Origin of the sequence: Micromonospora sp. LOL_014, from assembly GCF_048060245.1 — a bacterium.
Classification (GTDB): domain Bacteria; phylum Actinomycetota; class Actinomycetes; order Mycobacteriales; family Micromonosporaceae; genus Micromonospora_E.
Genome location: NZ_JBHMIP010000007.1, coordinates 204065 through 221299, shown reverse-complemented (window position 1 = coordinate 221299; position 17235 = coordinate 204065). Strand labels below are relative to the sequence as shown.

Genomic DNA, 17235 nt, shown 5'->3' with positions numbered 1-17235 from the left:
CGTGTACGTGCCGGCCCAGTCCGCCCACCACGACGGGTGGGTACTCCCAGGACAGCATCAGAATCCGCTGCGACCGTGGTGCGCGGATGTCGATCACGTCGGCGGCAGGTGACATCGACAGCCCCCTCAATTCAAATCGGCACCGGACATGCGCGATCAGACACCTATTGCGGGTGCTGACGCGTCTTTGGGTTGCCGACGATACTGCCGGCAACGGGATAACCAGGGAAGACAATCGCATTGCGCTGATGTAACAGCAACCGATCAGACTCGTCGGACCCGCAGTAGTTCGGCCACCGACCACGCCTGGAACGGGCAGCCGGTGGCGCCGTGCGGCGGATCCCCGTCGGCCGTTTCGCTGACCGAGCCGAGCCCGTACTCGCTCAGGTGGGCGGTCAGCCCGAGGAACACGTCGGAGACGTCCAGACCGGACCGCCGGGCCGCCGACACGTACGGGCCGATCAGCCACGGCCATACCGTGCCCTGATGGTAGGCGCCGTCGCGGCGGACCGGCCCGCCCCGGTGCTGCCCGAGGTAGCCGGCTGAGTCCGGCGCCAGGCTACGCAGACCCAGCGGGGTCAGTAGCGCCGCGCCGATCGCCCGCAGCGGTGCCGGGTCCGGCTCCAACGGGGCGTACGGCAGCGACCAGGCGAGCAGCTGGTTCGGGCGTAGCGCGTCGTCGTCGGCGTGCGGATCCCCGCCCAGCGGGTACTGCGCCGGGGTGTCCAGCACGTCGTAGAGCCACCCCGACGGGGCCGGGTAGCGGGCCCGGAACGACTCCTGCGCCTTCGGGTACACGCTCGCCGCCGCCCCCGGGTCGCCGTCCACCAGCTGCGCCAGTTCGCTCACCGCCGCCAGCCCGTTGAGCCACAGGGCGTTCACCTCGACCGGCTTGCCTTCCCGGGAGGTGATCGGCACCCCGGACACCCGGGCGTCCATCCAGGTCAGTGCCTCACCGCCGGCACCGCCGGTGAGCAGCCCGTCGGCCTCGTCCACCCGGATGCCGTACCGGGTGCCGCGCAGGTGCGCCGCGACCACCTCGCGCAGCGCCGGCAGCAGCTCGGCCGCCAGGTCGATGTCGCTGGTCGCGGCGACGTGCCGGTCCACCGCGTGCAGGAACCACAGGGTGCCGTCGACGGTGTTGTACTCCACGTGCCCAGTGTCGGCGGTGTTCGCCAGCATCCCCTCGGACAGCGTCGCCGCGTAGCCGCGCAGCAGCTCCCGGCCCTCGTCGGCCCGCCCGGTCGCCAGGAACAGCCCCTCGTACGACGTCATCGTGTCCCGCGACCACGCCCCGAACCACGGGTAGCCGGCCACCACGTCCGGCCCGGTGCCGGTGCGCACCACGAACGCGTCGGCGGCCAGGGCCAGCGTGGCGTCGACGGCGTCGGCCGGTTTCGCGGCCGCCACCACCGCCCGGTTGCGGGTCCGGGCGGCGGCGACGATCGTGGCCGCTGGGGCCGGCACCTGTTCCAGCTGCTCCGCCCACGCGGTCACCTCGGCCACCGCGCCGGGGCCGTCGAGGGTGGCGGTGAAGCTGCCCGCGTACCACAGGTCCTCCTCGGGCCGCAGCCCGCGCGCCGCCTCCTCGCGGTGGTACACGCCGTCCCACCAGTTGCCCGCCGGCACCCAGTCCGGGCCGTGCACCCGGAACGCGCCCTCGATCACCGTCCCGCCGTCGACGTTGTCCATCCGCGGCGGGGGAGCCTGCCCGTCCCGTTCGCCGTGCGCGTCCCGCCAGGTGGTCACCGCGGCCAGGGTGAGGGTGACCGGTCCGCCGCTGACCAGCCGGTGGGTGACCGCCACGCACGGCGAGCCGTGCGTCATCGCGATCTCCCGTTCGATCACCACGTCGCCGATCCGCCACCGCCAGCGCGGGACCCCGTCGGTCAGGTCGAACCGCTCCAGCAGGGTGTGGCCGGGCGGGTCGACCACGCCGGACGACCATTCGTGCACGCCGAGGCGGACCTGCGCGCCGGACGGCAGGGTGACCGCCGGGTCCAGACTGACCAGCCCGACCCGTCGGGTCGCCGGGGTGGCCCCGGCGATCACCAGCAGGCCGTGGTAGCGCCGGGTACGCAGGCCGCTGACCGTGCCCATCGCGTAGCCGCCCCGGCCGTCGGTGACCAGCCACTCCCGGCTGGCTCCGGCGGCCAGGTCGCCGCAGACCTGCGGTCCGAAGCTGATATCGAGCAATGTTCCTCCATGGCTGGTCGACCGGCGTGAGCGGGCTGCGGGCCGGTGGCTGGGCGGTGGCGGGCGGTGGTACGGCGGGCGGTGCTGGGCGGCGGCGGAGCGGTTCCGGGCCGGCGATACGGCGCTGATGTGCCGGCAAGGTGACGGTCCGACAAGTGCCGGAAACACGTCCCAGGAAGAATGACCGTCATGGTCAACTCCAGGCGGACGTATCGTGATCCGGAGCGCACCCGGTTGGCGGAAGCCGACGCGGGTGAGCAGCCGTGGCGGGCATGGGGGCCCTACGTTTCAGAGCGGGCATGGGGAACGGTACGGGAGGACTACAGCGAGCACGGTACGGCGTGGGACTACTTTCCGCATGATCATGCCCGATCCCGGGCGTACCGCTGGAACGAGGATGGCATGGCCGGCGTCTGTGACGACCGGCAGACGTTTTGCTTCGGTCTGGCGCTGTGGAACGGCGAGGACCCGATCCTCAAAGAGCGCATGTTCGGTCTGGGCGGCGACGGCGGCAACCACGGCGAGGACGCGAAGGACTACTGGTGGTACGAGGATTCCACGCCCACCCACTCCTGGATGCGTTGGCGCTACCATTATCCGCAGGCCGCCTTTCCGTACGACGATCTCGTCGCGGTCAACGGTATGCGCGGCCGCGACGAGACCGAGTATGAACTGGTCGACACCGGCATCTTCGACGACGACCGGTACTGGGCGGTAACCGTCGACTACGCCAAGGCGGGGCCGGCCGACATGTGCATCGAGATCACCGTGGCCAACCGGGGCGACACCGATGCCCGACTGCACGTCCTACCCAGCCTGTGGTTCCGCAACACCTGGGGATGGGGGCTGCCCGGCCGCGACCAGATCCCGGTGCTCACCGGCGACGGCGACCGTCTGGTCGGCCACCACTGGGTGCTCGGGCAGCTGGTGCTGCAGGGCGACGGCGACCCCACTCCGCTGCTGTGCGACAACGACAGCAACGCCGAGCGGCTCTGGGGCCAGCCGTCGCGCACGCCGTACCCGAAGGACGGCATCAACGACCACGTCGTCGACGGCGCCGACACGGTCAACCCGGAGCTGACCGGCACCAAGGGCGCGCTGCACTATGTCCTCGACGTGCCGGCCGGCGGCGAGGACCGGATCCGGCTGCGGCTGACGTTGACCGCGCCGCCGCCGGGTAACACCCCGCCGCCCCGGTTCAGCCTCGGTGCCGGGCACGCCGCGACGCTGGCCGCCCGGCACGCCGAGGCCGACCGCTACTACGACACCGTCATCCCGGCCGCCGCCACTGACGACGAACGCCTCGTCGCCCGCCGGGCGTTCGCCGGTGTGCTCTGGGGCAAGCAGTTCTACCACTTCGACGTCGCCCAGTGGCTGGCCGGTGACCCGGCCAGCCCGCCGCCGCCGGGCGGGCGCGCCCACGGCCGCAACGCAGCCTGGTGGCACATGAACAGCTTCGACGTCATCTCCATGCCGGACCCCTGGGAATATCCCTGGTACGCCGCCTGGGACCTGGCGTTCCACTGCTCCACGCTGGCCCGGGTCGACCCGCAGTTCGCCAAGGACCAGCTGCTGTTGCTGCTGCGCGAGTGGTACATGCACCCCAACGGGCAGATCCCGGCGTACGAATGGGCGTTCGCCGACGTCAACCCGCCGGTGCACGCCTGGGCGGCGCTGCGCGTGTTCGACATCGACGGCCGGCGCGACTTCGAGTTCCTCGCCCGGATCATGCACAAGCTGCTGCTCAACTTCACCTGGTGGGTCAACCGCAAGGACATAAATGGCAACAACGTCTTCGAGGGCGGCTTCCTCGGGCTGGACAACGTCGGGCCGTTCGACCGGTCCGCCGCGCTGCCGGTGGCCGGGGTGCTGGAGCAGTCCGACGGCACCGGCTGGATGGCGACGTACGCGCTGAACATGCTGGACATGGCGTTGACCCTGGCGGTGCACGACCACACCTACACCGACATCGCCACCAAGTTCCTGGAACACTTCGCCTACATCGCCGCCGCAGCCTACGACCAGGGGTTGTGGGACGAGGAGGACTCGTTCTTCTACGACCAGCTGCGGCTGCCCGACGGTGACACCCTGCCGCTGAAGGTGCGGTCGGTGGTCGGCCTGCTGCCGTTGGCCGCCACCACCACGCTGCACTCGGGCACGCTGGCCCGGCTGCCCGAGCTGGCGGCCCGGCTGCGTTGGTTCCTGACGAACAAGCCGGAGTACGCCGACGTGATCGGCGCCCGCCGGCTGGCCGGCGACGGCCGGCAGCATCGGCTGCTGTCGATGGTCGGCCCGGAGCAGATCGTGCGGATCCTCGCCCCGATGCTCGACGAGGACGAGTTCCTCTCCCCGTACGGGCTGCGCACTCTGTCTCGGCGGCACCTCGACGAGCCGTTCACCGTCTCCCTCGGCGGGCAGGACTTCACCGTCGGCTACGAGCCGGCCGAGTCGGCCAGCGGGCTGTTCGGCGGCAACTCCAACTGGCGGGGCCCGATCTGGATGCCCACCAACTACCTGCTGGTCTGCGCGTTGCGGGACTTCGCCACCTTTTTCGGCGACGACCTGCTGATCGAGTACCCGACCCGATCCGGCTCCAAGCGCACCCTCAACGCGATCGCCGACGACCTGTCGTACCGGCTGATCTCGCTGTTCCTGCGCGACGGGTACGGTCGGCGGCCGATCTACGGCGCCGCCGAGACGTTCCAGCAGCACCCCGACTGGCGGGACCTGATTGCCTTCCCGGAGTACTTCCACGGCGACAACGGCGCCGGCCTGGGCGCCTGGCACCAGACCGGCTGGACGGCGCTGGTCGCCGACCTGATCCTGACCGTGCGGGCCGATCGGGGGGTTCAGCCGGGCTGAACCCCCCGGCGGGCGTACCTGGGTGCGTGCTCGGGACGCGGTCCGATGCCGATCAGGTAGGCGGGCAGCAGCGACGCCGGTGGGAACCGGCGCATCAGGGCCAGCAGCGGGGCCGGCGGGCCGACCCGCCGACCGTCCAGGATCGGCTGGACGATGGTGCGGTGCAGATTCTGCTGCAGGGTCTGCACCACGACGGTCGGCAGGGCCCGGCGGGCCCGTACCGTGGCCAGCTCCGCCGGGGTGATCCGGCCCCGGCGCAGCGGCCCGGCCAGGCGGGTCCCCGCCGCGACGGCGTCGGCGACTGCGAGGTTGATGCCGACCCCGCCCACCGGGCTCATCGCGTGCGCGGCGTCGCCGATGCAGAGCAGACCGTCACGGTGCCAGCGGCGCAGCCGGTTCACCCGGACGTCCAGATGTTTGACGTCGTCCATGCTGGTCAGCGCGTCGAGCCGGTCGGCGAGCCGGGGCGCGACGGTGGCCACCTGGCGCTGGAACGCCGCCAGCCCGCGGCGGCGCAGCTCGGCGTCGGTGCCCTTGCGGGCGATGTAGGCGACCTGGAGGTGGCTCTCCCGGGGGAACACCACGACCATCGCGCCGTGGCCGGCGGCCGGTACCAGGCCCGACAGGTCGTCGGTGTCTCGCCGGGGCAGCCGGAACCACCAGGCGTCGATCGGCACCGGGAACTCGCGGGGCCGCAGCCCGGCCGCCCGCCGTACCGCCGACCAGCGTCCGTCGCAGGCCACGGTCAACGCCGAGCGGATCTCGCCGGTCGCGCCGTCCGTGGTCCGGTAGGACACCCCGGCGACCCGGTCACCGTCGTGCAGCAGGCCGGTCACCTCGGCCCCCATCCGCAGGGTGAAGGTCGGCTCGGCCGACGCCGCCCTGGCCAGCAAGTTGAGCAGGTCCCACTGCGGCACCATCGCGATGTACGGGTGCGGGGTGTGCAACCGGTGTAGGTCCCCGACGACGATCTGCCGGCCCTCGCCGGTCGGAAAGGCGACCTGGTGGATCCGGGTCTGCGGCAGGGCGGCGAACTGGTCGCCGAGGCCGAGCTCGTCGAGCAGCCGCAAGGTCGACGGATGGACGGTGTCGCCGCGGAAGTCCCGCAGGAAGTCCTCGTGCTTCTCACAGACGACGACCCGCACCCCGGCTCGGGCCAGCAGCAGGCCGAGCATCATGCCGGCCGGTCCACCACCGGCGACCACGCAGTCGGCAGTGTCAGTGTCCATCGCGCCCACCTCCATCGATTTCATCATGCGTTGAATAAATTGACGATAGCGTGACCACGGCGATCCGTCCGACCCACCGGACGGGGTGTGGGCAACGACACCGCTCGACTGGCCGCCGAGGTGGCACCGCTCAGCCTTTCGCTGCCCCAACCGACCGCGCGGGTAGGGTGGCGGGCATGGCTGTCACCTCAGAGATGGTGCCGTTGGGCACCCCCGCGCCCGACTTCGCGCTGGCGGACGTCTCCGGTCACGTGGTCCGCCGCGACGACTTCGCCGCCGCCCCGGCGCTGCTCGTCGCCTTTGTCTGCAACCACTGCCCGTACGTGAAACACGTCGAGGTCGAACTGGCCAAGGTGCTCGCCGAGTTTCCGACCCTGGCCGTCGTCGGCATCTGCACCAACGACGCCGAGGCGTACCCCGACGACGCCCCCGCGCAGCTCGCCGCGCAGGCCCAGCGGGCCGGCTGGACGTTCCCGTACCTCGTCGACGCCACTCAGCAGGTCGGGCGCGCCTACCAGGCAGTGTGCACTCCGGACTTCTTCCTGTACGGCGCCGACCGCACCCTGGCCTACCGGGGCGCGTTCGACGACTCCACCCCGGGTAACGGCAAGCCGGTCACCGGGACGGTGCTGCGGGCCGCGATCGAACTGGTGCTGGCCGGGCAGCCGGTGCCCGAGCCGCACCAGCCGAGCATGGGCTGCTCGATCAAGTGGCGATCCTGACCGGACCGCCGACGCGGGCGGGGTCCGGCCACTGGTAAACCCCGATCGGGAGCCGCGCGTCAGTCCGGTATGGCCCATCTGCGCGTACCGATGATCGTCAGCCTCGCCGTACTGCTGGCCGCCGCCGGCTGCACCGCGACCGAACCGACGGGGGCCGGTGCCGGCCAGCCACCGGACGGAACCGGTGCCGGGACCCTGGCACCGCCCGGACCGGCAGCGGGCCAGCGGGAGTCGCCCGTGGTGGGCCTCAGCCGCAGCGGCCCGGACGGACCGCCCGGCCCCGGCCCGGGCGAGTACCAGGTGCGGTACGGCTGGGCGGTGCCGTCGCAGACCGTCGTCATTCGTAACGACGTCCGTCCGCCGGTCGCACCTCGGCCGGCTCCGCCGCTGCCGTACCTGGTGGAGATTGAGGCCACCGACCACGCTGACACCGACCCGGCGTACAGCCGGATCTCGTTCGTGTTCCGGTCCGGATTCCCGTCCTACGAGGTCGGTTACCAACCGCGGATCGTCTTCGACGGCACGGGGGAGCCGGTCGACCTGGCGGGCGACTGCTTCCTGCAGATCCGGTTCGTCTCCGCCCAGGCACACGACGCGTACGGCCGGATGTCGGTCCAGCGATCGCCCGGCCCGCAGCTGCGGCTGGGCAGCCTGCGCGGCTACGGGTTCGCCGGCGACTACGAGGGCCGGGTCACCTACGGTCTCGGTCTCGACCCGGCCGGCGGGCCGGACCAGCCGCCGCCGGTACGGGTAGCCGAGGTCGGCGTCGGCAACCGGTTCATCGTCGCCGTCGATGTCCGGTACTGACCGCGACCGCTGCGGCTGGGGGTCGGCGCGGGCACCGCTGCGGTTGGGGTCGTCGCACGGGAGGGTGACCCGGTCCGGCAGGATGTGGCCCGGCGGGTACGGGTACCGCTCGGAGCGGACCGGCCGGGCGGACGGGACGGACAGGAGAGACGGTGTCTGACGCGGTGGTGGTCGGAGCCGGCATCATCGGGCTCAGCTGTGCCGTCCGGCTGCAGCAACGGGGACTACGGGTGACCGTGGTCACCGCCCACCCCGTCGAGCAGACCGTGTCGGCGGTGGCCGCCGCGGTCTGGTACCCGACCCGGACCGATGGCACGTCCCGGGTGCTCGACTGGGCCCGTCACACCTTCGACGAACTGGCCGACCAGGCCCGGCAGCCGGTCCCGGGGGTGGTGATGCGACCGACCCGGATGCTGCTGCGAACCCCGGTCGACGATCCACCATGGTGGGCAGCGGCCGTACCCGACCTGCGATACTGCCCGGTCACCCCGGTGGTGCCGGCCACCGGCACCGGTCCGGCCGGTGGCGTGGTGGCCGAGTGGCGGTGCACGGTGCCCACCGTGGAGATGCGGCCGTACCTGGACTGGCTCACCCGACGGTTCGTCGCCGCCGGCGGCGTGCTGCGCCAGCGTGACCTGTCCAATCTGGCCGAGGCAGGCCAGCTGGCGCCGGTGGTGGTGAACGCCACCGGCCTGGCCGCTGGCCGGCTGGCCGCCGATCCGGCGGTGCATCCGATCCGCGGCCAGGTGGTGCTGGTGGCCAATCCCGGCATCGCCACCTCGGTACGCGACGAGCACCACCCCGACGGCTCCACGTACGTGCACCCCCGGCGGCGCGACATCGTGCTCGGCGGCACGTTCGAGCCGGACGTCGACGGCGAACTGCCCGATCCGGCGACGAGCCGGGCGATCCGGGCCCGCTGCGCCGCCCTCGTTCCCGAGCTGGCCGGTGCGGCGGTCCTCGCCCAGCGGGTCGGGCTGCGGCCCGGGCGGCACGGCGGTGCCCGGGTGGAGGCCGATCCCGCGCCGCCGTCCGGGGTCACCCAACTGATCCACTGCTATGGCCACGGCGGCGCCGGCGTGACGCTGAGCTGGGGCTGCGCCGCCGAAGTGGCATCGCTGGTCGGCGGAGCGGCGTGACAGTGCCGCGCTGGCCTGAGCCGCCGGGCCGGCCTCAGGCGTCGGGCTGGTCGAGCGCGGCGACCGTCACCTGGTATGACGGGTCGTCGGCGTACTCCTCGCGGTAGCAGATCCGCTGGATCTGCCGGTCGGTGACGAACAGTGCCACGTCGACGAGGACGCCGAGGTGGGCGACGGCACCGGCCGGTTCATTGCGCTTGTCCTGCAGTACGTCGCCGATGCCGCCGAGGAAGTTCGTCGCATGGCCGAACTGGTGCTCGCTGGGGCGGCGTACCACGACCTCCAGCGCAACCGGCTCGGTCAGCGGCGTCCAGCCGCTGCGCTGCGCCGCGTCGCACGCTGCGGTCAGCAGGGTACGGACCCGCGCTGCCTGCCGATTGCCGGCGGTGAAGATGGACAGCGTCTGATTCTTCAGTGGTGGCAGGCCCGGAACCTCGAACGCCAACGCGAGCGCCTGACGGTCAGGCATCAGGACCTCCTAGAGGATCGACGGCGGGCCCACCGGGCTGCCGGCGGGCCCACCGGCGGGAAGAGCGGGTCGGCGGCAGCGGCGACCGAGTCGTAACGAAAACTACCTACCCCGTTCACGCGTCGCCCAGGGTCCGTTCGTTCACGATCCCGGATCCAGCGTTGTGCACGGACCGGCGGCGCGAGCGCCGCGCTCCCGGCACCGGACGGATCGGTGGGCACCGTCCGGGCCGAGACCGGCACCGGTGTTTGCCGGCGCAACGAACGGGTAGCGCGGTACCGGGGGCAGACCCGAGCCGTACCGAAGGAGCTATCGATGGACGACCCGATCAACCTGTCGGTGATCTACTACAGCGCCACCGGGACCACCTACCAGATGGCGCAGGCCGCCGTGGAGGCAGCGGAGAAGGCCGGGGCGCAGGTGCGGCTGCGCAAGGTCCGCGAGCTCGCCCCCGAGGAGGCGATCCGGTCCAACTCCGGCTGGCACGCGCACCGGTTGGAGACCGAGGACGTGATGGAGGCCGAGATCGACGATCTGGCCTGGTCGGACGCGGTCATCTTCGGCACACCGACCCGGTACGGGGTGATGGCCGCGCAGTTGAAGCAGTTCATCGACGGCAGTGGGCCGCTGTGGGCCAAGGGGATCCTGGTCAACAAGGTGTTCTCCGGGTTCTGCTCGACCGCCACCGCGCACGGCGGACAGGAGGCGACGCTGCTGTCGCTGTACAACGTCGTCTACCACTGGGGCGGCATCGTGGTCACTCCCGGCTACGTCGAGCCGAGCCAGTTCGTCGGCGGCAACCCGTACGGCGCCTCGCACACCAGCAACAACGGCGAAATCCCGCCGGACGAGGCGGCGCTGACCGCGACCGCCCTGACCGCCCGGCGGGTGGTCGACATCGCCGCGGCGGTCAAACGCGGTCTGGCCGCCGGTTGACCGCGACCAGACCGACCAGCAGGTCCCGCAGCACGTCCAGGCCGTCCGGGCTGAGTACCGACTCGGGATGGAACTGCACCCCGGCGAACCGCGGGCCGACCAGCGCGTGCACCGCGCCGTCGGTCTCGTCCCGGCACAGCCGGACCTGCCCGTACGCGGTGGGCAGGCTCGCGGTGGAGCTGCTGGCGGTGAAACTTGAGTAGAAGCCGACCCGGCGCGGGACACCGAAGAAGTCGATATCCCGTTGCAGTCCCTGGCTGGGCAGTGGCCGGCGGGTCACCGCCAGGCCGAGCCGGTCGGCCAGCACCTGGTGGCCCAGACAGATGCCGAGCAGCGGCTGCCCACGGTGCAGCGCGGCGTCCAGGACCCGGCGCAGCACCGCCATCCGGGGCTGCGCCGGGTCGGTCGGGTCACCCGGGCCGGGCCCGGCGACCAGGACGTCCGCGGTGGCCGGGTCGACCGTCGCGATCTGGTCCCAGCGGATCTGCCGGACCGCCGCGCCGAGCGCCCGCAGCAGGTGGGCGAGCATGCCGGTAAAGCTGTCCTCGGCGTCCAGGACCAGCACGTCCAGACCGGTCAACTGGGACTCGGCCACCGCACCGGGAACCCGCTGCTCCAACCAGAAGCGGGCCAGCCGGTCGTTGCGGGCGGCCAACGCACGTACCACGGTGGGGTGTTCGAGGTGGGCGATCGCGGCGGTGACGCCGGTGCCGGGCGTCCCGGCCGGCAGTCCGATTCCGCAATTGGCGGCACCGTCGGCCGCCGCCCGGTCCGCCGGCACCGCCGGTCCGGGTGCGGCTCCGGAGACAGGCCCGGAGGCGAGACCGAGCGACGCGAGGACCGCTGATGCCTTCGCATGCGTCTCGGCCACCTCACCGGATGGTGTGGAGTGACGCACCAGGGTCGCGCCGACCGGCACCCGGATCTGCCCGGTCAGATCGATCTCGGCGGCCCGGATCAGGATCGGGGCGTCCAGCGTCTGCGCGCCGTCGCTGTCGTGGCCGAGCAGTGCGAGCACCCCGGCGTAGTAGCGGCGTCCGCCGGGGCTGTACCGGGCGATCACCCGGCAGGCGCTCTCGATCGGGCTGCCGGTGACGGTCGGCGCGAACATCGTCTGCCGGAGCACCTCTCGGACGTCGTGGCAGTTGCGTCCGGCGAGCAGGTACTCGGTGTGGCTCAGCCGGGACATCCGCTTCAGGTAGGGGCCGATCACCTGGCCGCCGTGCTCGGCGACCGTCGCCATCATCTTGAGCTCCTCGTCGAGCACCATGTAGAGCTCCTCGATCTCCTTGGGATCGTCGAGGAACGACAGCACGGTGGCGAGATCTGGCTCGCCCTGTGGATGCCGCAGAGTGCCGCTGATCGGGTTCATCATGGCCAGTCCGTCGCTGACGCTGACGTGCCGTTCCGGCGTCGCGCCGACCAGCAATCGCTCGCCGGTGTAGACCAGGAATGTCCAGTAGGCCCCGCGTTCGTCGCGCAGCAGCCGGCGAAGCGCGCTCAGCCCGGCGACCAGCGCCGCCGAGCGACCCACCCGGTCGGCGGCGGACCCGCCCGGTGCCATCAGCCGGGCCCGGTAGGTACGGTGCAGCACGAAGTTGGCGCCGGCACCGTTGCCGATCTCGTTCCGCAGCACCCGGGCCACCAGGTCGGCGTACTCGTCGTCGGCGATGTCGAAGCCGCCGCCGTCGGTCGTCACCGGTGTGCCGGGCAGGTCGCGGATCGCCGTCGCGACCGGCACCTGCCAGTAGGTCGACACCCGGATGCACTCCAGTGGAAGCCCGTCGTCGACGCGGGCGAACCCGCGTTCGGCGATCTGCCGGTACGGAACCACCGCCAGCGTCGCAGGCTGGTTCGCCGGTCCAGGCGGCAGCGGGATGTCCGCCAGCCGGTCGGCGCGGTGCGGTGCGCCGCGGAGCAGTTCGACGACGTCGGCGCCGTCGCGACGCAGCAGCGCGAACGGACCTGGGTCGACGCCGTCGTGCACGGCGCGCAGCAGGCTGGAAAGGTGGTCGGTCATCGGATCCCTCCGGGCTTCGGGCGGCCCGGCGAGGAACTGCCCGGGTGGGAACCCGGTGGCCGCCTCGACGGGCGGCCAAATGGTTTCGCGCTAGACGCGCTGCGGGGCCGCCAGGTCGGCGGGCCACCAGCAACGAGTGAGCGCGAGCATGGCGACAGCATACCGGGCCAGGCCCGTGGCTGGGTACGGTGATCGACGATGAGCATCCTCGCCCTCGATCTCGGCACCTCCTCGGTGCGCGGCCTGATCCTTGACAACGCGGCCGCGCCGCAGCAGGGCGCGTTGGCCCGCCGCAAGGTGGCGCTGGCGGTCGACCGGGACGGCGCCGCCACCCTCGACCCGGCGGACTACCTGGCCGCTCTCATCGACTGCGTCGACGAGCTCGACTCGGCCGGCCGGCTCGACGGTGTCGAGTTGGTTGCCTCGGCGGCCCAGTGGCACTCGGTGTTGCCGCTGGATCCTGCCGGTGCCCCGATCGGCCCGCTGATGACCTGGTTGGACACCCGACCGGCCGCGTTGCCCGATGCGGCCGCGCCGGCCGACGAGGCCGATTTCCACCAGCGCACCGGCACCTGGTGGCACCGCTTCTACTGGACGGTGCGACTGCCGTGGCTGCGCCGCCACTGCGGCGGTCGGCCGGCGCGCTTCGTCGGCCTGCCGGAGTATGTGCTGACCGGTCTGCTCGGGCCTGCGCCGATGTCGGTGTCCCAGGCATCCGGTACCGGCATGCTCGACCTGGTGACCATGCAGTGGGACCCCGAGGCCGTGCAGTTGGCCGAGGTGCGTCCCGGTGAGCTTCCGGAGCTGGCCCCGGCGGACTGGCGTGGGCAGCTGCGGGCCGAGTTCGCCCGGCGTTGGCCGGCGTTGGCCGGCGTGCCCTGGACCCCGACGATCGGCGACGGCGCCGCCTCCAACATCGGCTCCGGATGCCTGGACCCCAGTCGGGCCGCGGTCACCGTCGGCACCTCAGCGGCGGTACGAGTGGTCCAGCTGGCCGCGCCGGGGGTCCCGTTGCCGCCGTTGTCGGCGCACCTGTGGCGCTACCGGGTCGACCACACCCGGATCGTCACCGGCCGGGCCTACTCCGCCGGCGGTAACCTCTACAGCTGGGCGAACCGGGAACTGCGCCTGCCGCAGGGCGCCGAGCTGGAACGGGCGCTGGAACTGATCGAGCCGGGTGAGGGCGTACCGGCGGATCCCCGGTTCGGCGGCGACCGCCCGCCGGGCCGAGCCCCGGCCGGCTCCGGCGAGCTGCGCGGACTGGGGTTTGGCACCACGGCGGTCGACATCTTCGCCGGGCTGATGGAGGGTGTATGCCGGCAGGTGGCCGGTGACCTGGACGAGATCGAGTCGACGATGGCCGGCCCGGTGACCGAGGTCGTTCTCGGCGGTGGCGCACTCGCCGCGTCAAACTGGTGGCGTCGAGCGTTCGGTGCGGCACTCGCCCCGCGTCAGGTGCGCTATATGGCCGAGCCCGAGGTCGGTGCCACCGGGGCCGCGCTGGTGGCGCTCGGCCGGCTCGACGGGCCGGGGCCAGCACGCGACATCAGCCGGACGGACGATGGCGAGTCGGCGGGTAAGCTACCCGCCAGTCAGCCACTGTATCCTTCGTGAGTCTTCCCGCAGGCCGCCGCGTTGACAGCGGAACGTGGCCTGGTTGGATGGACTCCGCTCCTCGGCTTGGCCGGTGTCGGGGAAACTGCGAGGAGGCGTGGTGGTTGCTCCCGGTAACCCGTACGACAACGCGGTGCCGTACCCCCGCCGCCGCCTGACCGACGACGACGGGGTGACGCCACACCGTCGTCGGCTCCGGCTGCGCCCCCGGGACTGGCGGATGGGCGCGAAGCTCGCTGCGGTTCTGATCGTCCCATCGGTGGCGTTTCTGGTGGTCGCCTCGGTACAGACCAGCTCACTGGTCGGCCAGGCGACGGCGCTCAACGAGTTCGCCCGGCAGGTGCAGATCGGCGAGCAGGTCACCGCCCTGGTACACGAGTTGCAGCAGGAACGCGACCGGTCCGCCGGCGAACTCGCGGTCCGGCAGGCCGGCGTCGGGTTCGACCCGGAGCGCAGCGTCGAGGTGCTGCAGCCACACTACGACGCGGTCGACCGCCGGATCGCCGACTTCCTGGCCGCCGCCGGTCCGCAGTCCGGCGGGGACGCGGCCTGGCAGACTGCCTACAGCCGGGTGCTCGAATCACTGGACCAGCTGCCACAGCTGCGTGATTCCATCTCCGGCGGCGCGGTCGGAGCCGACACTGTTTTCGGCAACTACACCCGGGCCATCGATGCTTTGCTGGAGCTACTCGCCGAACCGTCGCCGGGTCAGGACCGACCGGAGCTGACCCAGGCGGTGCTGCGCAGCGTCCAGCTGGCCCGGGTCAAGGAGCTCGGCTCCCGAATCCGGGCACAGCTGTACGCCGCCGCCCGAGCCGGCCGGTACGGCCCGGAGGACCAGGTCAGCCTGACCGACCTACGGGCGCAGCAACTGACCGCGCTCGCCGAGTTTCGGGTGACCGCGACCGGCAACCAGATCGCCCGGTACAGCCAGGCCGCTGCCGACCCCCGGTTCGTCGCCGCGGTGGAACTGGAGGAAACCACCATCGTCGGTGGCGCCGCCAGTCCGGCGGTGTTGGAACCGGACGCCTGGTGGGCCGCCAGCCAGGACCGGCACCAGCTGCTGCGCCAGGTCGAGTCGAGCGTGCTGGGCAGCGCGGTGAGCCTCGCCGACGCCCGCAGCGACCAGCAGCTGCAACGGACCGTGCTGGTCGCCGGGGCGGTGCTCGGCGTGCTGTTCATCGCGTTGTTCACCTCGGTGGCGATCGGGCGGTCGATCGCCCGCTCGCTGCGTGTCCTGCGGAGCCAGGCGTTGCAGGTCGCCCAGCTCGACCTGCCGGACACTCTGCAACGGCTCCGTTCGGTGGAGTCCGGGATCCCGCAGATCGAGATTCCTCCGGCAGCGGTACGCACCCGCGACGAGGTCGGTGAGGTCGCCGAGGCGTTCGTCGCGGTGCACCGTAGCGCGGTGACCGTCGCGGTGGAGCAGGCGGTGATGCGCCGCAACGTCAATGCGATGTTCGTCAACCTGGCCCGCCGCAGCCAGGTGCTGGTCGAACGGCAACTGGAGCTGCTTGACGAGCTGGAACGCGACGAGGGGGACCCGGACCAGCTGGATAACCTGTTCAAGCTCGACCACCTGGCCGCCCGGATGCGCCGCAACGACGAGAGCCTGCTGGTGCTGGCCGGCACCGAGGCAAGCCGCCGGTGGAGCCGCCCGGTGGCGCTGTCGGCGGTGACCCTGGCCGCCGCCGCCGAGATCGAGCAGTACCCGCGGATCCGCCACGACGTCGAGGACAAGCTGCAGATCGTCGGACACGCCGTCGGTGACCTGGTGCACCTGCTCGCCGAGTTGCTGGAAAACGCTACCGCCTTCTCCCCGCCGTACACCAACGTGCACGTCACCGGACACGAGTACGCGCCCCAGTCGGTTCTCATCGAGATCACCGACGAGGGGATGGGGATGTCCGCCGAGGCGATCGAGCAGGCCAACGTGACCCTGGCCGAACCGCCTGCCGCCGACGTCGCCGCCTCCGAGCGGATGGGGCTGTTCGTGGTCAGCCACCTGGCCGCCCGGCTCGGGGTACGGGTGCAGTTGCGGCCGGCCGAACGTGGGCTGGTGGCCAACGTGTGGCTGCCCGGCACGGTGCTGGCCGCCCCGGACGAAAGTTCGCCCTACGTCGTGTCGGCCGGCCGTAGTCCCACCGACTATCCGACCAGGGAGATGCGTGCCGTCGGGGCGGCGGTGCGGGCCAGCGCCGGTGACCCGGTGGCCAACCAGCCACCGGCCGCACTGGCTGGTCGTAGGCCGGCGTTCGCCCCGCCGGCCGCTCGTCCGTCGATTCCGGCGGACGAACCGGTTCCGGTCGTGTCGGCGCAACCAACTGTGATCGAGCAGCCGCGTGCGGTACCGACGCTGAGTCCGATGACCGCGCTGCCGGCCGGACCGGCCGCTGGTGACCGGGCCGTGGCGGCCCGGCGCGGCGGCCGCCGACCCACACCGGCGCGGGCCGAGGACATCCTCGCCTCGGCCGGCGGCGCCTCGGCCGGCGGCGCTGCGGCCGGTGGCGGCAGCGTCTGGTGGGAACGGCAGCGTAAACCGGTCGCTCCGCTACCACCGACACCAGTGCCGCCGGTGGTTCCGGTGACCGCCGGGACCAGCAGCAAGGGACTACCGGTACGGGTGCCGATGGCGTCGTTGCCCGTTTCCGCCGAATCTCCCGCAGCTCCCGTCTCGGCGCCGGTCGACGAGCCGGATCCGGATGCGGTCAGCAGCGTGCTGTCCCGCTTCTACGGCGGTGTGCGGCGGGCTGAGTCCGAGGACACCAGCGAAATGACCCTGGCGCCGGCCGGCCGCCGTGGTGAGGAGGAGCAAGAGTGATGACCTTGAGCAAGGAGGCCCGCGACCTCAGCTGGTTGGTGAGCGCGTTCGCGGAGCGCGTGCCGGGTGTCGCGCATGCCATCGTGGTGTCGTCAGACGGTCTGCTGGTCTCGGTCTCGGAACATCTGCCCCGAGACCACGCCGACAAGCTGTCGGCGGTGACCTCCGGGCTGATGAGCATCACCAGCGGCGCGGCCCAGATGTTCGACAATGACGTGGTGAAGCAGACCGTGGTCGAGATGGGCCGCGGTTATTTTTTGATCATGAACATCCGGGATGGTTCGATCCTCGCCACGCTTGCCGCAAGCGACGCGGACATCGGTGTCGTCGGCTATGAGATGGCGCGGTTGGCCAAGCAGGCTGGTGAGATGCTGACTCCGGCGTTGCGCGCCGAACTGCAGCAGGCGCTGCCGCGCTGAA

12 protein-coding genes are annotated in these 17235 nt (G+C 71.9%); 8 read left to right on the top strand and 4 right to left on the bottom strand.

Annotation, left to right across the window (positions count from 1 at the left end):
* Positions 1 to 264 precede the first annotated feature (264 nt).
* Entirely contained in the window at positions 265 to 2196 is a 1932-nt protein-coding gene (locus ACFHW1_RS08875; RefSeq protein WP_416553445.1) for an amylo-alpha-1,6-glucosidase, read from the bottom strand.
* Between the two features lie 189 nt (positions 2197 to 2385).
* Here ACFHW1_RS08875 and ACFHW1_RS08870 point away from each other — a divergent pair, with 189 nt between their 5' ends.
* The gene (locus ACFHW1_RS08870) at positions 2386 to 5058 is read left to right on the top strand and encodes an MGH1-like glycoside hydrolase domain-containing protein (protein WP_416553443.1); all 2673 of its coding nucleotides are present in this window, start codon (positions 2386 to 2388) and stop codon (positions 5056 to 5058) included.
* On the opposite strand, the gene ACFHW1_RS08865 is transcribed toward ACFHW1_RS08870, so the two are convergent.
* Complete coding sequence (locus tag ACFHW1_RS08865) at positions 5046 to 6287, bottom strand: FAD-dependent oxidoreductase (RefSeq protein ID WP_416553441.1); 1242 nt, start codon at positions 6285 to 6287, stop codon at positions 5046 to 5048. The genes ACFHW1_RS08870 and ACFHW1_RS08865 overlap by 13 nt on opposite strands.
* A 176-nt stretch (positions 6288 to 6463) precedes the next feature.
* On the opposite strand from ACFHW1_RS08865, the gene ACFHW1_RS08860 reads away from it, so the two are divergent.
* The 3 genes from ACFHW1_RS08860 (at position 6464) to ACFHW1_RS08850 (ending at position 8955) form a co-directional block, all read left to right on the top strand.
* Positions 6464 to 7009 (top strand): thioredoxin family protein, encoded by a 546-nt coding sequence (locus ACFHW1_RS08860; RefSeq protein ID WP_416553439.1) that lies wholly within the window; start codon positions 6464 to 6466, stop codon positions 7007 to 7009.
* A gap of 90 nt (positions 7010 to 7099) precedes the next feature.
* A complete protein-coding gene (locus tag ACFHW1_RS08855) occupies positions 7100 to 7816 on the top strand; it encodes a hypothetical protein (RefSeq protein ID WP_416615213.1) in 717 nt (238 codons plus the stop codon).
* A 152-nt stretch (positions 7817 to 7968) separates the two neighbouring features.
* Positions 7969 to 8955 carry an FAD-dependent oxidoreductase gene (locus ACFHW1_RS08850; RefSeq protein ID WP_416553435.1) on the top strand — a complete coding sequence of 329 codons (987 nt, stop codon included), beginning with the start codon at positions 7969 to 7971 and terminating at the stop codon, positions 8953 to 8955.
* 34 nt (positions 8956 to 8989) lie between these two features.
* Here the strand turns inward: ACFHW1_RS08850 and ACFHW1_RS08845 are convergent, their stop codons facing one another.
* Positions 8990 to 9424 (bottom strand): hypothetical protein, encoded by a 435-nt coding sequence (locus tag ACFHW1_RS08845; RefSeq protein ID WP_416553433.1) that lies wholly within the window; start codon positions 9422 to 9424, stop codon positions 8990 to 8992.
* A 315-nt stretch (positions 9425 to 9739) separates the two neighbouring features.
* On the opposite strand from ACFHW1_RS08845, the gene wrbA reads away from it, so the two are divergent.
* Positions 9740 to 10360 (top strand): NAD(P)H:quinone oxidoreductase, encoded by a 621-nt coding sequence (gene wrbA, locus ACFHW1_RS08840; protein WP_416553431.1) that lies wholly within the window; start codon positions 9740 to 9742, stop codon positions 10358 to 10360.
* Here the strand turns inward: wrbA and ACFHW1_RS08835 are convergent.
* Entirely contained in the window at positions 10335 to 12380 is a 2046-nt protein-coding gene (locus tag ACFHW1_RS08835; RefSeq protein ID WP_416553430.1) for an anthranilate synthase family protein, read from the bottom strand. The two genes, wrbA and ACFHW1_RS08835, sit on opposite strands and share 26 nt — an antisense overlap.
* Positions 12381 to 12578: 198 nt before the next feature.
* Between ACFHW1_RS08835 and ACFHW1_RS08830 the strand changes: the two genes are divergently transcribed.
* From ACFHW1_RS08830 to ACFHW1_RS08820, 3 genes are all read left to right on the top strand, one after another.
* Complete coding sequence (locus ACFHW1_RS08830; RefSeq protein ID WP_416553428.1) at positions 12579 to 13994, top strand: FGGY family carbohydrate kinase; 1416 nt, start codon at positions 12579 to 12581, stop codon at positions 13992 to 13994.
* A 100-nt stretch (positions 13995 to 14094) separates the two neighbouring features.
* On the top strand, positions 14095 to 16815 hold the full coding sequence (locus tag ACFHW1_RS08825; protein WP_416615212.1) for a nitrate- and nitrite sensing domain-containing protein: 2721 nt from the start codon (positions 14095 to 14097) through the stop codon (positions 16813 to 16815).
* A gap of 5 nt (positions 16816 to 16820) precedes the next feature.
* Complete coding sequence (locus ACFHW1_RS08820; protein WP_416553467.1) at positions 16821 to 17234, top strand: roadblock/LC7 domain-containing protein; 414 nt, start codon at positions 16821 to 16823, stop codon at positions 17232 to 17234.
* Position 17235 lies beyond the last annotated feature (1 nt).

What these genes read in the sequence shown, in the direction of transcription:
- ACFHW1_RS08870 (WP_416553443.1), top strand. Translation starts at nt 2,386, where the DNA reads ATGGTCAACTCCAGGCGGACGTATCGTGATCCGGAGCGCACCCGGTTG.
- ACFHW1_RS08865 (WP_416553441.1), bottom strand. Translation starts at nt 6,287, where the DNA reads ATGGACACTGACACTGCCGACTGCGTGGTCGCCGGTGGTGGACCGGCC.
- ACFHW1_RS08860 (WP_416553439.1), top strand. Translation starts at nt 6,464, where the DNA reads ATGGCTGTCACCTCAGAGATGGTGCCGTTGGGCACCCCCGCGCCCGAC.
- ACFHW1_RS08855 (WP_416615213.1), top strand. Translation starts at nt 7,100, where the DNA reads ATGATCGTCAGCCTCGCCGTACTGCTGGCCGCCGCCGGCTGCACCGCG.
- ACFHW1_RS08845 (WP_416553433.1), bottom strand. Translation starts at nt 9,424, where the DNA reads ATGCCTGACCGTCAGGCGCTCGCGTTGGCGTTCGAGGTTCCGGGCCTG.
- wrbA (WP_416553431.1), top strand. Translation starts at nt 9,740, where the DNA reads ATGGACGACCCGATCAACCTGTCGGTGATCTACTACAGCGCCACCGGG.
- ACFHW1_RS08835 (WP_416553430.1), bottom strand. Translation starts at nt 12,380, where the DNA reads ATGACCGACCACCTTTCCAGCCTGCTGCGCGCCGTGCACGACGGCGTC.
- ACFHW1_RS08830 (WP_416553428.1), top strand. Translation starts at nt 12,579, where the DNA reads ATGAGCATCCTCGCCCTCGATCTCGGCACCTCCTCGGTGCGCGGCCTG.